Consider the following 14,320-nt stretch of genomic DNA (forward strand, 5'->3'; position numbering starts at 1 on the left):
GATTTCCACCAATTGTGCCCATTCTGGTGCATGATTACCATGCGTTTGCATGCTAACTACAAAAGAGGTCTACATGCGAAATTTTGTTGGCAGACGGCAATTTTTGAAGACAAGCGGATTGGGAGTATTGGGTTTACCCGTAGCAGGCGCCATCGCCAGCACCGAGAGTGTGCCTCTGAAATTGATTGTGCCTTTCACTCCGGGGACTGGAATCGACACGATTGCGCGAACGATCGGGCCTTTGCTGGCCAAGCGCCAGGGCCGGCCCGTGGTGGTGGAGAACAAGCCGGGCGCCTCTGGAAATATCGGAACCGAGGCCGTTGTGCGCTCGCCCGCCAATGGCCAGACGCTTTTGGTGACAGTGAATACCCTGGTGATGAACGCATCGCTGTATCCCAAATTGCCATTCAATCCGCTGACGGACCTCGAGCCTGTAACGCTGACCAGCTGGGGACAGCTGATTTTGGTGACGCCCACGGCCTCCGCCTATCAGACGGCGGCCGATCTGGTGAAGGCCGCCAAGGCCTCGCCGGGCCGCATCAATTACGCATCGCCGGGAGTGGGCACTCCGCACCATATGGCGATGGAGCTTTTCAAGAGCACGGCGGGCGTATCGATCACGCACATCCCTTATCGCGGAACAGGCCCGGCGCTGACGGACCTGCTGGGCGGCCAGGTGGAATGCATGTTCCTGCCCATTCATGTGGCATTGACGCATTTGAAGGCCGGCAAGCTGCGCGCGCTGGGCATTGGCAGCCAGCGGCGCCACCCGCTGCTGCCCGATGTGCCCACGCTCAAGGAGGCCAAGGCGGGCGATGTGAACGTGGATATGTGGTACGGCGTGTTTGCGCCGGCCGGCATGCCGGCGGACCAGGTCGATGCCCTCAATCGCGAGATCCGCGCGATTTTGGCGTCGGAGGAAGTCCGGCATGCCTTTGCGCCCCAGGGCATGGATCCGGCCGGCAGCACGCCGGCCGAGTTCAAGGCCCTGGTGCAAAAGGACGCCCGGCGCTGGGCCGATCTGGTCAAGGCGCGGGGGATTACCGCCGAGTAGGCGGGGCGGGCGCCAACAGCGCCCCTGGAGAAAGCATGGAGAGTCAGCGGATGAAAGTAGCGATCGTGGGGGGCGGCATCGCAGGCCTGTGCCTGGCATTGGCCCTGCATCAAAGAGGCATTGCCTGCGAAGTCTTCGAGGCCGTGCCCGAGGTCCGCGAGATCGGCGCGGGCATTACCCTGCTGCCGCATGCCATGCGTGAACTCAGCGACCTGGGCCTGCAGCCGCAGCTGGAGGCCCTGGCGATCGAGAACCTGGAGAGCGTGTTCTTCAACCGCTATGGCCAGTTCGTCTACCGCGAGCCGCGCGGCCGCCATGCCGGCTATGAGCTGCCCGAGCTGGGCATCCACCGTGGCCGCCTGCACCGCGTTCTCTTCGAGGCCGCCGTGCAGCGCCTGGGCCCGGGGGCAGTGCACACGGGCCACCGCTGCGTGCGTGTGGACCAGTCGGCCCATGGCGCCACCGTGCATTTCGCGCCGGATGCCCAGGGCCATGTGCCGCCGTCGGCCACGGCCGACATCGTCGTGGCCTGCGATGGCGTCAACTCCGCCGTGCGGCGCCAGTTCTATCCGCAGGAGGAGCTGGCCTTCGGCGGCATCAACACCTGGCGCGGCGTCTCGCGCTTCAAGCCCATCCTCACGGGCAAGAGCTATCTGCGCATCGGCTCGGTCGATACCGGCAAGATGGTGATCTATCCCATCGAGGACAACGTCGATGGCCAGGGCATGCAGCGCATCAACTGGGTGGCCGAGATCCGCGACCCGCAGATGCGCATGAACGACTGGAATCGCGCCGGGCGCATGGAGGATGTGCTGGAGATTTTCGGCGGCTGGACCTTCGACTGGCTGGATGTGCCGGCCCTGATCCGCTCGGCCGAGACCATCTTCGAGTACCCCATGGTGGACAAGGACCCCGTGGACCAGTGGAGCTTCGGCCGCGTGACCCTGCTGGGCGATGCGGCCCACCCCATGTATCCGCGCGGCTCCAACGGCTCTGCCCAGGCCATGCGCGATGCGCGCGTGCTGGCCGACCTGCTGGCCGCCGACCCGCAAGGCGACCCGCTGGCGCTGCTGGCCGCCTATGAGGCCAGCCGCCTGCCCGCCACCAGCCAGGTGGTGCTGACCAACCGCTCCACGCCGCCCGACTTCATCATCATGAAGGCGGACGAACTCAGCGGCGGCCAGCCCTTCGGCCATATCGACGAGCTGATCAGCCAGGACGAGCTGCGCGCCATTGCCCGCCATTACGAGCAGGTGGCGGGGTTTGCGAATCCGCAGTCGCAGGGCTGAGGCAGGCGGCGGTCTCAATCCAGGCTGATATTCGCCTTCTGGATCAGCAGCTTGTACTGGTCCGCTTTGGTCCTTGCGAATTTCTCCATCTCCGGCACTTCCCAGGTGATGGGCTGGAAGGCGAAGGTGGCGAATTTCTCGCGCACCTGCGGGTCCTGCAGCACGGCGACCACGTCGGCGTGGATCTTGTCGCGCAGGGTGGCGTCCACGCCCTTGGGCGCCAGCAGGGAGACGAAGGAGTTCACGATCAGGTCGGCGGGGCCGCCCGATTCGGCCACGGTGGGCACGTCGGGCATCTGGGCGATGCGCTGGGGCGCGGCCACGGCCAGGTAGCGGATCTTGCCGGATTTGTAGATGCCCTGGCTGGAGGGTAGGCTGGCAAAGCTCCAGGCCGGATCGCCATTGGCCACCGAGGTGTAGAGCTGGCTGACCTCGCGGTAGGGCACATGGGTCATCTTGCTGCCGGTCAGGAAGTCCAGCCATTCGCCGCCCAGGTGGCCGGGGCTGCCCACGCCCCAGGAGCCGTAGCTGACCTTGCCGGGCTCGGACTTGGCCGCCTTGATCAGGTCGCCCATGCTCTTCCACGGCGAGTTCGTGGGCACAGCCACGAAGAAGGGCGTGAGGAACAGCGGCGCCACCGGGTCGAAGTGCTGCAGCGGATGGAAGTTGCGCTGCTTGTAGAGGTAGGGCAGGGCGGAGACATGTTCGCTGTCGAGCTGCAGCAGGGTGTAGCCGTCGGGCTTGGCGCGGCGTGCGGCTTCGATGGCGACAAAGCCGCCGCCGCCTGGGCGGTTGTCCACGGTCACGCCCTGCTTCCAGCGCGCGGCCAGTTTTTCGCCCACGATGCGCAGCACGGCGTCCGGGCCGCTGCCCACGGCAAAGGCCGTGATCACGGTGACGGGGCGCGTGGGAAAGCTGGCGGTGCTGCTGGAGCCTGCCTGTGCCCAGGCGCAATGCAGCGGGGCGATGGAGGCCAGCAGCAGGGCGGCGCCTGCGAGGGCCTTGCGGCGGGAGGGGACGGTGCCGAGGCGGCTGGATGGGGATGCTTTCACAGTCTGTCTCCTGTTGGATCTGCTTTTTTCACTGCTTGCAATGCCCCGGTCCTTCTGGCGAGGACTCGGGGCGGGTTAGGGCTGCCGGCAAAGGCGCGGCGGGGTTCAGGCGAGGTTCAGCCGGCGTCAGGCTGAGCCAGGGGCGCAGCCTGTGCAAAGGCGGGCAGGGCCGCGCAGGCCCTGTCCACTGCGCTGATCAGCGGCCAGCGGTCCAGGTCCACGCCAAAGCGGCGTGCGCTTTCGATCTGGGGCACCAGGTAGACATCGGCCAGCGTGGGTGCGTGGCCGAAGCAGAAGTCGCCGCGCCGCGTGTCTTGCGCCAGCAGGGCCTCGATGGCGTCGAAGCCGTCGGCAATCCAGGTGGCGCACCAGGCGTTGATGGCAGCTTCGTCCGCACCGAACTGGCGGCGCAGGGTCTGCAGGATGCGGCGGTTGTTGATGGGATGCACGTCGCAGCCCACGATGGCGGCCAGCGCGCGCACCTGGGCGCGGTCCTCGGGGTCGGCGGGCAGCAGCGGCGGCTCGGGGTGGCGCTCCTCCAGCCATTCGATGATGGCCGGCGACTGGATCAGCGTGCGGCCATCGTCCAGCGTCAGCGCCGGCACCAGGCCCTGCGGGTTGACCTGCTTGAACGGCGCCTGGGCCTGCTCGTCCACGCGCAGGTCCACGGGGAAATAGTCAGGGCGCAGGCCTTTGAGGTTGAGCGCGATGCGCAGGCGGTGCGAGGTGCCGCTGCGGAAAAAGCTGTAGAGCTTCATGGTGGTGGTCTCCCTGGCCTTATTCGGGCTGGCCCACGGTGAGCGCGATCTCGCCCACGCCCTGCACATGGCCGGTGATGCGGTCGCCCGGCAGCACGGCGCCCACGCCTTCGGGCGTGCCCGTGTAGATGAGGTCGCCGGGTTGCAGGTGATAGAACAGCGAGAGGTCGGCAATGATTTCGCGGATGTTCCAGATCAGCTTGTCCACGTCGGACTGCTGCCTGGTCTCGCCATTGACGGCCAGCGCAATGGCGCCGGATTCGATCACCTGGCCCGGCATGGGCACGATCTCGCTGGCTACCGAGGACTGCTCCACATCCTTGCCCAGGTCCCAGGGCCGGCCCTTGTCGCGCGCCACCAGCTGCAGGTCGCGGCGCGTCATGTCCAGGCCGCAGGCGTAGCCGTAGATGTGTTCATGCGCCTGGTCCGCCGCAATGCGAAAGCCCGCCTTGCCGATGGCCACCACCAGTTCCATCTCGAAGTGGTAGTTGTTCGTCTCGGGCGGGTAGGCCACGGTGGCACCCGATTCGGTCAGGGTGGAGGGAGCCTTGGTGAAGTAGAAGGGGCGCTCCACGCGCTTGTCCACCGGGCGGCCCATCTCGACGGCATGGGCGTGGTAGTTGCGGCCCACGAAGAACAGGCGGTTCACGGGCAGGCGCTGCGTGCTGCCGCGCACGGGCAGGGATTGGACGGGGGGCGGGGTCCAGAGGTATTGGGGGGCGGTCATGGTATTGGCGATGGGGGAGTAAAGAGACATCGGAGGATTCAAGGCCGGACTTCGTAGAGGCCCAGCTTTCGGTGCAAAGGCGCCTCGTCGGCCAGGAAGAGGAAGGCGGGCTCGCTGGCGCTGGCATTGGTCAGCGTGGCGGGCGCCCAGCCGGGCACGCAGCAGGTGTCGGCCGGGGCCAGGTCGAAATGGCGGTCCACGGCGGCCACGCTGGCGCCGCCCTCGATGACATGGAACACGCAGGCCGGCGAGCGCGCGGGCAGCTGCAGCGTCTGGCCCGGGCGCAGCATCAGCGCGTAAAAGCCCAGGATGTTTTCGCAGTCGGCCCCGGTCTCGGGGTTGGTGTAGGCCAGCTGCACGCAGTCCAGATCGGGGCGGTCGGCGGCCAGCTCCAGCAGGGCGGCGCGCGCGTCCTTCCAGGGGTAGCGCAGCATGGGGTAGGCCTTGGCGCTGCGGGCGAACACCTGCGTGGGCGCCAGGCCGCCGCGCGCATATGCCCGGTCGCCACGGCCGGGCAGGGCGGGCTGGCGCGGGCCGTCCACGTGGTAGGTGACTTCCAGGTAGTAGGCCAGGGGCAGGTCCAGCACATCGAGCCAGACCACGGGCTCGTCGCCGTCATGGCCATGCTCGTGCCACAGGCCCGTGGGCGTGAGGATCAGGTCGCCGCGCTCCATGGGACATTTCTCGCCGTCGACCAGGCTCCACGCGCCCTGGCCTTCCACCACCATGCGCACGGCATTGGGCGTGTGGCGGTGCGAGGGCGCCCACTCGCCGGGCAGCAGCAGCTGCATGCCCAGGTAGATGGAGGAGCTGGCCTGCATCTTCTCCAGCCCATGGCCGGGGTTGGCCAGCACCAGCACGCGGCGCTCGGCCTTTTCGATGGGCGTCAGCTCGCCGGCCTGCATCAGCAGCGGGCGGATGGCCTGGTAGGGCCAGGCAATGGGCTGGGTGCGCGGGCGCGGCGTGTGCGGCGGCATCACGTTGCGCAGGCTGGGCCACAGCGGCACCAGGTTGTTGCGCGCGAGTTCGTCGCGGTAGTCCTGGGGCAGGTCTTCCAGGCGGCCAAGTTCTTGCATGGCGGTCTCCTTGTGTTCAGTCTTCGGCGAGGCAGGTTTCGGCCTTCCAGCCGTACAGCCATTCCATGGCGTCGTAGAAACGCTGGGGCGTGCGGCCCTTCCAGAGGTCGTTGCGCACCAGGCGCTCCACGCCGCCGGCGTGGAAGATGCGGCCCATCTCGCGCGCGGACAGCACCACGCGCGCCGTGCGGGCAATGCGCGAGCGCTCGTACAGCCGCAGCGCCTGCGGCCAGTCGTTGCCGCAGTGCTTGAGCGCCTGGCCCAGCGTCACCGCGTCTTCCAGTGCCATGCAGGCGCCCTGGGCGATGTATTGCAGCGTGGGGTGTGCGGCATCGCCCAGCAGCGTGGCGCGGCCGAAGCTCCACTGGCCAATGGGCTCGCGGTCGGCCGTGGCCCAGCGCTTCCAGCTTTTGGGCAGGTCTATGAGCTGGCGCGCGCGCGGGCAGCAGTCGCGGTAGTAGCTTTGCACCTCTTGGCGGCTGCCTTCGCGCACGCCCCATTCCTCCTGCTCGCGGCTGTGGAAGGTGACGACCACGTTGTACTGCTCGCCGCCACGCAGCGGGTAGTGCACCAGGTGGTAGTTGGGGCCGACCCAGATGCTGGCCGCGTTCCAGCGCAGGTCTTCGGGGAAGTCGTTCTTCTCCACCACGGCGCGGTACACCACATGGCCGGAGACACGCGCCGCATCGCCCACGTACTGCTGGCGTACCACGGACTTCACGCCATCGGCGCCGATCAGGGCCTGGCCCACATGGACCTGGCCGTGCTGGTCGCGCACGGTGACGGTGTCACCCTCCTGCTGCACGGCTTCGATGCGGGTGCCCGTCAGCGTCTCGATTTGGCCGTGGGTGCGCGCGCCTTCGAGCAGCGAGGTGTGGATGTCGGCGCGGTGGATCACCGCATACGGGTTGCCGAAGCGGGCGCGAAACGCCTCGCCCGTGGGAATGCGGCCGACCAGCCGCTCATCGAGCGCGTCGTGCATCACCATCTCGTCGGTATAGACCGCGCGGCCACGGGCCAGCTCGCCAATGCCCAGCGCGTCGAAGGCCGCGAATGCGTTGGGGCCCAGCTGTATGCCGGCGCCGATCTCGCCCAGCTGCGGCGCCTGCTCCAGCACCTTGACGGCGAATCCCTGGCGCGCCAGGGCCAGCGCGGCCGCCACGCCACCAATGCCGCCGCCTGCCACAAGAACGGGCAGCGCCCGGGAAGAAATGCTGGTGCTCATGGATGTCCTGTGCTTCGTGGTGCGTGTCGCTCGCCTGGGGGTCAGATGCGTCGCGACTAATTAAACAGTATGCTGACGATGAGTGTAGTGTTGATTTGCATCAGGCCAGCCTGGGGTTTCCCTGGATGCAGGCAAAACGGTGGTGGACAGCGTGTCCGGGTGAATCACCTGTCCGCCAGCCAACGCCAACGGAGGGCGCGGTTCATGCGAACATCTGCGCTTGCCCGCAGGGACCCGGAAAAGAGCGCAATGGCCATGGACTACCAACCCGCAGAACTAGAAAACTACCCCGGCTACCACATCCGCCGCCTGCAGCAGATCGCGGTAGCCGTCTTCATGGAAGAGACCCAGGAATTCGGCGTGACCCCCGTGCAGTACGCGGCGCTGTCTGCCGTGCTGCGCCAGCCCGGCGTGGACCAGCGCACGCTGGCGCGGATGATCGGTTTCGACACCTCCACCATTGGCAGCGTCATCGACCGGCTGGAGGCGCGCGGCCTCATGGTGCGCAACACCAGCCCGGCCGACCGGCGCGTGCGCCTGCTGTCGGTCACCGCAGAAGGCGCCGCGCTGCTGGCCGCTGCCGAGCCCTCGGTGCTGCGGGCCCAGCAGCGCATGCTGGAGCCGCTGCCGCAGGAGCAGCGGGGCCTGTTCATGGACATGATGGCCGTCCTGGTGCGGCAAAACGACGAGCTGGCGCGTGCGCCCAGCACGCTGGCCGCGCGCCGCGCCGCAGCCGACTGAGGCGGCCTCGACCCATGGACTGGGACCACCTGAGATTCTTTGGCGAGCTGGCGCGCAGCGGCAGCATGGCCGCCGCCGCGCGGCAACTGGGCGTGGAGCACACCACGGTGTCGCGCCGCATCCAGGCCCTGGAAAAGCAGCTGGGGGCCGTGCTCTTCGAGCGCGAAGCGGGCCAATGGCGGCCCACGGAGGCCGGCCGACAGCTGCTGGGCGTGGCAGACGCCATGCAGCGCGCCGCCGCCGGGCTGGAGCGCATGCCGCTGGCGGCCGAATCCGCCAGCCAGGGCCCGTCCGGCCTGGTGCGCGTGGGCGCCACCGAGGGTTTCGGCACCCAGCTGCTGGCCCCGCAGCTGGCCGCGCTGACGCAGCGCCATCCGCTGCTGAGCATCGACCTGCTGGCCCTGCCGCGCCTGCTGCACCTGTCGCGGCGCGAGGCGGACATCGTCATCTCGCTGGAGCGCCCCACGCGCGGCTCGGCCGTGGTCACCAAGCTCACGGACTACCGGCTGTTCCTCTACGGCCAGCGCGAATACCTTGCGCGCCGTCCGCTGGTGGCGCGCACCGAGGACCTGCGCCACCACAGCTTCATCCACTATGTGGACGACCTGCTGTTCACGCGCGAGCTGCAGCTGCTGTCCACCCTGTTCCAGCCCGAGCGTTTTGCCTTTCGCAGCACCAGCATCACCGCCCAGTACGAAGCCGTGCGCGCCGGCGCCGGCCTGGCCGTGCTGCCCGCCTTCATCGCCGACCGCGACCCCGTGCTCAGTCGCGTGCTGCCCGCCGAGGCCTGCTTCACCCGCACCTTCTGGATGAGCATGCCCTCGGATGCCCGGCAGGTTCAGCGCATCGAGGCGGTCTGGGGGTTTTTGAGGGAGGCTGTGCAGGGCATGGGCGGCTTGCTGAAGCCCAGAGCCTGAGGGCCTGCGGCGGTCAGGCCCCTGCCGCTATACTGCCCGCCCCGAATCTCGTCATCCGACAGCAGGATCTTCCGGCATGCGCCTCCAAGCCCTTTTGCGTCCACTGGTGTACCTGAGCCTGGCGGGGCTGGCCGCTTGCGGCAGCAACCCGCCCAGCCCCTCGGCGGCCACGCCCGAGTCCACGCCCACCGCGCCGGGCACACCCGTGGCGCCCATCAGGATCGGTCTGGCCCTGGGCGGCGGGGCCGTGAAGGGCTTTGCCCACATCGGCGTCATCAAGATGCTGGAAGCCAATGGCCTTGCGCCCGCTGTGGTGTCCGGCACCAGCGCGGGCAGCGTGGTGGGTGCGCTGTATGCGGGCGGCATGAACGCCTTCGATCTGCAGGAAAAGGCCGTGGCGCTGGATGAGACCAGGATCCGCGACCTGCAGCTGTCCTCGGGCGGCCTGCTGGTGGGCCAGAAGCTGGAAGACTATGTGAACGAACAGGTGGGCCGCAAGCCGCTGGAGCAGCTGGCCAAGCCCTTCGTGGCGGTGTCCACGCGGCTGGAGGACGGCGAGCGCACCGTGTTCGCGCGCGGCAATACGGGGCAGGCGGTGCGTGCCTCCAGCAGCATTCCGGGTGTGTTCCAGCCCGTGGCCATCGGAAAGTTCCACTTCGTCGATGGCGGCATCACCAGCCCCGTGCCCGTGGACGCCGCGCGCCAGCTGGGCGCCGATCTGGTGATCGCCGTGGACATCTCCAACAAGGCCCGTGGCAAGGCGCCCGAGAACATGCTGGGCGCACTGGGCCAGTCCATTGCGATCATGGGCCAGAAGCTGGGCCAGGCCGAGCTGGCCCGCGCCGACATCACCATCCGCCCCAAGGTGCTGGACATCGGCCCGGCCGACTTCACCCAGCGCGCCAGCGCCATTCTTGAAGGCGAAAAGGCCGCCGTGGCCGCCATGCCCCAGATCCGCGAGCGCATCGCCCAGCTGCAGGCCGAGCGCGCCAAGGCCGCGAAGCTGGCGCAGCAAAAGGCGGCCGAAGCCCAGCACCAGGCCTGCCTGGACCAGCGCTCGCGCATGCAGAAGCTGGCGGAGATGGCGGGGATGGACGGCGCCTGCGCCAGTCCTTGACGGGGTTCAAGGCAGGGCGAATCATGCCGGTGTCATAACGAATGAAAAGAACGGGCTTCGACTGGTGAAGCCATGCGGATCGCGGGCATGTGTAACGACATAATGCAGGCTTCCGTTCCGTGTCCTTTCTTCACTGATACAAGCCGCCGCCATGGAAATAGTGCCGCAAGCGAGCCAGTCGAACAGCGAGCCTGATGATCACGACAAGGGTTCAATACCCAATGAGGCGAAATTCTTTCAGAACACCAAACGTACTGAACGCGCCTTGCTTCAAAAAATCGAGGGTTTGAATGTTTCCGCTGATGCGAAGGCCATCCTGGCCAATCTGCTGCGCTTGTCATCGCAGGTCGGACGCCGACTGGTGCGTATCGGGCGGAAGATTCTTGATCTCATCTTTCTTACGCTAGACCAGTTCCCCACCTTGGCATTCGCCACAGCGGTTGCCTTGGTGGTCGGTGCATTGTTGAGCGCAGTACCGCTGATAGGAACATTGCTTGGAGCGTTGTTGAGCCCGCTGGCGATTGCATTGGGCATTGCCTACGGAGCCAAGAAAGAGATGGATTTTCCAGATCTGCAAGACAGGATCCGCCTGTTTGTTGCGCAATTCAAAGCGGCGCTGGCATGAAGCAAATCCATGAAATTTCCAGCGAAAATTTCACTCTGGACGGTGTGGAGCAGGTTGTTGCCGAGCCGCTGCGGTTCAAGGCAAAGTTGGCGATTGGAGAGAACGCCTATCGCTCTTTGCGAATGGTCAACCGGGGCCGTGAGCTGTGGGATGTTCTGGGGGCTGCTGGAACTGGCGCGTCAGTCGCCAAGTCGAGTCTGGTGGCTTCAACATTCTTTGCGCCATCTGGGCTATTGGGCGCAATCGGTATTGGAACCGCTGCCACACCGCTTGGGTGGGTCGCTTTTGCTGCATTGGCCTCGGGAGGCGCTTGCTATGGGCTCTATCGCATGTTTTCCAACAGCCGTGGATCTCGGGTCATTGAGATCCCCAAATTCCTGAATACGCCTCTCGATGTGCTTGCCTTGTCGTTGTTCGACCTGATTGCACCGCTTGCCCTACGAATTGCCGCTATGGGCGGAAAAATCGACCAAGAACAGCGCAGCGTGCTGGTGGAGCATTTGGTGGAAGAGTGGGGGTTTGACCCGAATTTCGTCGGTCAGGCGGTCCCGCTGCTGGAAAGCCAACTTGGACAGGGTCAGCCGCAGGACGTTGCCCAAGAGCTTGCCACCTTCCTCCACGCCAACCCGGACTGCAATCATTTGGCGATCGCTGCCGATCTGGGTGACTTTCTAAGGTCTCTGCTGGAGACGGGCAAACCACTTTCAGAGTCTGAACACACGTTGCTGAATGCCTGCATTGCCACGCTTTCGCAAGTTCCGGAGGGGGGGATGTCCAAGGCTTGGGCTCAGGCCCACCTCCGGGCCGGACAAGTTGCCGACGGCGTCGGCGGTACGCTGAGGGAAGCCAGCAAGAATTTGCCCAGCATGGAAGAGTTGCGCGATGCTGCCGACTCGACAGTTAACCAGGTCCGGCAATCTGCCCTGCGAGTGGGTACGTTGGCGAGCCAGGTTTTGCCAGAGCCCGCGCAACTGAAGGAGGCGGCAAGACGATCACTTGCGCTGGGTAAAGCAGGCGTGGACAGAATCAAAAACCGCCTTTCCCGGTAGTTGCTGTCCTTGCTGCGGTTCTACCTCTTGCCTGGACGTAGCTTGGAGGCCCTGCGCTGTTGTCAGTGCCGAGAGCGATTCATGTCCGTGGTTCATTCATACACCGGATACCGACGGCACAGCTCCGTCACCTGATCGCGCACCTGCGCCGCTACCTTGGCAAAGCGGTCGCCCTCCAACGCATCGAGTACATCGCACAGCCAGTCGGCCAACTGCTTGCACTGCGCCTCGCCGAAGCCGCGTGTGGTGACGGCGGGCGTGCCTATGCGCAGGCCCGAGGTCACGAAGGGCGAGCGCGGGTCGTTGGGCACGGTGTTCTTGTTGGTGGTGATGTGCGCCTCGCTGAGCGCGGCGTCGGCATCCTTGCCGGTGTAGCTGCGGTCGGACAGGTCGATCAGCATCAGGTGGTTGTCCGTGCCGCCCGAGACGATGCGGTAGCCGCGCTGCTGGATCACGGCGGCCATGGCGCGGGCGTTGGCCAGCACCTGGCGCTGGTAGGCCTTGAAGCCGGGCTGCAGCGCCTCCTTGAAGGCGACGGCCTTGGCGGCGATCACATGCATCAGCGGCCCACCCTGCACGCCGGGGAACACGGCCGAGCTCAGGCGGCGGTTGAAGGTTTCGTCCTGTCCCTTGGACAGGATCAGGCCGCCGCGCGGGCCGCGCAGCGTCTTGTGCGTGGTGCTGGTGACCACATGCGCGTGGGGCAGGGGGCTGGGGTATTCGCCCGCAGCCACCAGGCCTGCGACATGGGCCATGTCCACCCAGAACACGGCGCCCACCTTGTCGGCAATGGCGCGCATGCGGGCCCAGTCCTTGTGGCGCGAGTAGGCAGAGAAGCCGCCGATGAGCATGCGGGGCCGGTGCTCCAGGGCGATGCGCTCCATCTCGTCGTAGTCGATCAGGCCCGTGGCGGGGTCCAGGCCGTAGGGGACGATGCGGTAGTGGCGGCCCGAGAAGTTGGACGGGTTGCCATGCGTCAGGTGGCCGCCCTGGGCCAGGTTCATGCCCATGACGGTGTCGCCGGGCTGGGCCAGCGCCAGGAACACGGCGGCATTGGCCTGGGCGCCGGCATGGGGCTGCACGTTGGCGTAGTCGCAGTCGAACAGCGCCATGGCGCGTTCCACGGCCAGGCGCTCGGCCACGTCCACGTTCTCGCAGCCGCTGTAGTAGCGCTTGCCGGGGTAGCCCTCGGCGTACTTGTTGGTGAAGACCGAGTTCTGCACCGCCATCACCAGCGGGCTGGCGTAGTTTTCGGAGGCGATGAGTTCCACATGGTCTTCCTGGCGGCGTTTCTCGCTCTGGATGGCCTTGGCCAGCTGCAGGTCGAAGTCGGCCAGGGTCAGGGATGCGTCGTACATGGGTGAGTGGTTCCTGTGTCGTGGCAAGGGCTGGGGGAATCGATGGTCATGCAGCTGCCAGCTGGCCTGCGGCGGGCGCGCCTGCCTGCGCGGCGCTGGCCGACTCCAGCAGGCAGGCCAGGCGGGCGACGATGTCGTCGATCTGGCGCTCGTCGCATATCAGCGGCGGCAGCAGGCGGATGGTGGATTCGCGCGTCACCGTGATCAGCAGGCGCTGCTGGGCCAGCGCGCGACCCACCAGGTCCTGGCAGTTGCGGTTCAGCTCGATGCCCACCATCAGGCCCTGGCCGCGCACGGCCAGCACGTCGGGGTGGCCGTGCAGCGCCTGCTGCAGGCCGTTGAGCAGGCGCCGGCCCAGTTGCCTGGCGCGGCCGGGGATGTCCTCGCTCTCCATGATGTCCAGCACCGTGCAACCCACGCGGCAGGCCAGCGGGTTGCCGCCAAAGGTGGAGCCATGCTGGCCGGGCGAGATCAGGTCGGCCGCAGGCCCGCGCGCCAGGCAGGCACCGATCGGAATGCCGTTGCCCAGGGCCTTGGCCAGGGTCATCACATCGGGGGCGATGCCCGCATGCTGGTGGCCGAACCAGGCGCCGGTGCGCCCCAGGCCGGTCTGGATTTCGTCCAGCATCAGCAGCCAGCCGTGCCGGTCGCACAGGCTGCGCAGCTGGCGCAGGTAGTCGGGGCTTGCCAGGCGGATGCCGCCTTCGCCCTGCACGGGCTCGATCAGCACGGCCACGATGTCGCCATGCTGGGCGGCGGCGTGGTGCACGGCCGCAATGTCGTCATAGGGCACGCGCACGAAGCCCGGCATCAGCGGCTCGAAGCCGCGCTGCTTGGCCGGGTTGCCCGTGGCCGACAGCGTGGCCAGCGTGCGGCCATGAAAGCCGTTGTCCATCACCAGGATCTGCGGCCGCGCCACCTGCCTGCGGTGGCCGTGCAGGCGCGCCAGCTTGAGCGCGGCCTCGTTGGCCTCGGCGCCGGAGTTGCAGAAGAAGGCCGTCTCCATGCCGGCCAGGGCGCACAGGCGCTGGCCCAGGCGTTCCTGCCAGTCGATGCGGAACACGTTGGAGGTGTGCAGCAGCAGGCCGGCCTGCTCGGCGATCACGGCGGCGATCTCCGGGTGCGCGTGGCCCAGGGCGGTCACGGCCACGCCCGCAATGGCGTCCAGGTATTCGGTGCCGTGCTCGTCCCAGAGCCGGGCCCCACGGCCACGGACGAAGGACACGGGCTGGCGGGCATAGGCCTTCATCAGGCGGGAATCAAGGGGTTGCATGGCTTTTTGCATGTCAAGGTCCTCAAGCGGGGTCAGGGTTGAATCGAAAAGGGTGGCGA

14 protein-coding genes are annotated in these 14,320 nt (G+C 66.9%); 7 read left to right on the forward strand and 7 right to left on the reverse strand.

Translation table 11 applies throughout. The features are described 5' to 3' along the window. Positions 1-73: 73 nt before the first annotated feature. Both ACN20X_RS17320 and ACN20X_RS17325 read left to right on the forward strand, forming a co-directional pair. Positions 74-1,054 (forward strand): tripartite tricarboxylate transporter substrate binding protein, encoded by a 981-nt coding sequence (locus ACN20X_RS17320; protein WP_016453473.1) that lies wholly within the window; start codon positions 74-76, stop codon positions 1,052-1,054. A gap of 50 nt (positions 1,055-1,104) precedes the next feature. Beyond that, on the forward strand, positions 1,105-2,343 hold the full coding sequence (locus tag ACN20X_RS17325) for a flavin-dependent oxidoreductase (RefSeq protein ID WP_016453472.1): 1,239 nt from the start codon (positions 1,105-1,107) through the stop codon (positions 2,341-2,343). 14 nt (positions 2,344-2,357) lie between these two features. Here the strand turns inward: ACN20X_RS17325 and ACN20X_RS17330 are convergent, their stop codons facing one another. From ACN20X_RS17330 to ACN20X_RS17350, 5 genes are all read right to left on the reverse strand, one after another. Continuing rightward, entirely contained in the window at positions 2,358-3,395 is a 1,038-nt protein-coding gene (locus ACN20X_RS17330) for a Bug family tripartite tricarboxylate transporter substrate binding protein (RefSeq protein ID WP_461609623.1), read from the reverse strand. 116 nt (positions 3,396-3,511) lie between these two features. Further along, a complete protein-coding gene (gene maiA / locus ACN20X_RS17335; RefSeq protein WP_473209650.1) occupies positions 3,512-4,153 on the reverse strand; it encodes a maleylacetoacetate isomerase in 642 nt (213 codons plus the stop codon). 19 nt (positions 4,154-4,172) lie between these two features. Then, positions 4,173-4,880, reverse strand: coding sequence for a fumarylacetoacetate hydrolase family protein (locus tag ACN20X_RS17340; protein ID WP_046238951.1), 708 nt, complete (start codon positions 4,878-4,880; stop codon positions 4,173-4,175). A 38-nt stretch (positions 4,881-4,918) separates the two neighbouring features. Further along, entirely contained in the window at positions 4,919-5,956 is a 1,038-nt protein-coding gene (locus tag ACN20X_RS17345) for a cupin domain-containing protein (protein WP_160855255.1), read from the reverse strand. Between the two features lie 16 nt (positions 5,957-5,972). Continuing rightward, the gene (locus tag ACN20X_RS17350; RefSeq protein ID WP_473209651.1) at positions 5,973-7,181 is read right to left on the reverse strand and encodes a 3-hydroxybenzoate 6-monooxygenase; all 1,209 of its coding nucleotides are present in this window, start codon (positions 7,179-7,181) and stop codon (positions 5,973-5,975) included. Positions 7,182-7,385: 204 nt separating this feature from the next. Between ACN20X_RS17350 and ACN20X_RS17355 the strand changes: the two genes are divergently transcribed. From ACN20X_RS17355 to ACN20X_RS17375, 5 genes are all read left to right on the forward strand, one after another. Further along, positions 7,386-7,922 (forward strand): MarR family winged helix-turn-helix transcriptional regulator, encoded by a 537-nt coding sequence (locus ACN20X_RS17355; protein WP_012205532.1) that lies wholly within the window; start codon positions 7,386-7,388, stop codon positions 7,920-7,922. Between the two features lie 14 nt (positions 7,923-7,936). Continuing rightward, positions 7,937-8,839: a LysR family transcriptional regulator gene (locus ACN20X_RS17360; protein WP_016453465.1), complete on the forward strand. Its 903-nt coding sequence runs from the start codon at positions 7,937-7,939 to the stop codon at positions 8,837-8,839. A gap of 76 nt (positions 8,840-8,915) precedes the next feature. Continuing rightward, positions 8,916-9,956 carry a patatin-like phospholipase family protein gene (locus ACN20X_RS17365; protein WP_473209652.1) on the forward strand — a complete coding sequence of 347 codons (1,041 nt, stop codon included), beginning with the start codon at positions 8,916-8,918 and terminating at the stop codon, positions 9,954-9,956. 151 nt (positions 9,957-10,107) lie between these two features. Further along, positions 10,108-10,581, forward strand: a complete 474-nt coding sequence (locus ACN20X_RS17370; RefSeq protein WP_050042469.1) for a hypothetical protein — start codon at positions 10,108-10,110, stop codon at positions 10,579-10,581. Further along, positions 10,578-11,630, forward strand: a complete 1,053-nt coding sequence (locus ACN20X_RS17375) for a hypothetical protein (protein ID WP_473209653.1) — start codon at positions 10,578-10,580, stop codon at positions 11,628-11,630. The genes ACN20X_RS17370 and ACN20X_RS17375 overlap by 4 nt, the downstream gene beginning before the upstream one ends. Positions 11,631-11,722: 92 nt before the next feature. Here ACN20X_RS17375 and glyA read toward each other — a convergent pair whose 3' ends face one another. Both glyA and ACN20X_RS17385 read right to left on the reverse strand, forming a co-directional pair. Further along, the gene (gene glyA / locus ACN20X_RS17380; RefSeq protein ID WP_203399397.1) at positions 11,723-12,988 is read right to left on the reverse strand and encodes a serine hydroxymethyltransferase; all 1,266 of its coding nucleotides are present in this window, start codon (positions 12,986-12,988) and stop codon (positions 11,723-11,725) included. Between the two features lie 46 nt (positions 12,989-13,034). Continuing rightward, the gene (locus ACN20X_RS17385; RefSeq protein ID WP_203399396.1) at positions 13,035-14,273 is read right to left on the reverse strand and encodes an aspartate aminotransferase family protein; all 1,239 of its coding nucleotides are present in this window, start codon (positions 14,271-14,273) and stop codon (positions 13,035-13,037) included. Between the last annotated feature and the right edge of the window lie 47 nt (positions 14,274-14,320).

This window comes from Delftia sp. PX-1, from assembly GCF_055797465.1.

What these genes read in the sequence shown, in the direction of transcription:
- ACN20X_RS17320 (WP_016453473.1), top strand. Translation starts at nt 74, where the DNA reads ATGCGAAATTTTGTTGGCAGACGGCAATTTTTGAAGACAAGCGGATTG.
- ACN20X_RS17325 (WP_016453472.1), top strand. Translation starts at nt 1,105, where the DNA reads ATGAAAGTAGCGATCGTGGGGGGCGGCATCGCAGGCCTGTGCCTGGCA.
- maiA (WP_473209650.1), bottom strand. Translation starts at nt 4,153, where the DNA reads ATGAAGCTCTACAGCTTTTTCCGCAGCGGCACCTCGCACCGCCTGCGC.
- ACN20X_RS17340 (WP_046238951.1), bottom strand. Translation starts at nt 4,880, where the DNA reads ATGACCGCCCCCCAATACCTCTGGACCCCGCCCCCCGTCCAATCCCTG.
- ACN20X_RS17345 (WP_160855255.1), bottom strand. Translation starts at nt 5,956, where the DNA reads ATGCAAGAACTTGGCCGCCTGGAAGACCTGCCCCAGGACTACCGCGAC.
- ACN20X_RS17350 (WP_473209651.1), bottom strand. Translation starts at nt 7,181, where the DNA reads ATGAGCACCAGCATTTCTTCCCGGGCGCTGCCCGTTCTTGTGGCAGGC.
- ACN20X_RS17355 (WP_012205532.1), top strand. Translation starts at nt 7,386, where the DNA reads ATGCGAACATCTGCGCTTGCCCGCAGGGACCCGGAAAAGAGCGCAATG.
- ACN20X_RS17360 (WP_016453465.1), top strand. Translation starts at nt 7,937, where the DNA reads ATGGACTGGGACCACCTGAGATTCTTTGGCGAGCTGGCGCGCAGCGGC.
- ACN20X_RS17365 (WP_473209652.1), top strand. Translation starts at nt 8,916, where the DNA reads ATGCGCCTCCAAGCCCTTTTGCGTCCACTGGTGTACCTGAGCCTGGCG.
- ACN20X_RS17370 (WP_050042469.1), top strand. Translation starts at nt 10,108, where the DNA reads ATGGAAATAGTGCCGCAAGCGAGCCAGTCGAACAGCGAGCCTGATGAT.
- ACN20X_RS17375 (WP_473209653.1), top strand. Translation starts at nt 10,578, where the DNA reads ATGAAGCAAATCCATGAAATTTCCAGCGAAAATTTCACTCTGGACGGT.
- glyA (WP_203399397.1), bottom strand. Translation starts at nt 12,988, where the DNA reads ATGTACGACGCATCCCTGACCCTGGCCGACTTCGACCTGCAGCTGGCC.
- ACN20X_RS17385 (WP_203399396.1), bottom strand. Translation starts at nt 14,273, where the DNA reads ATGCAAAAAGCCATGCAACCCCTTGATTCCCGCCTGATGAAGGCCTAT.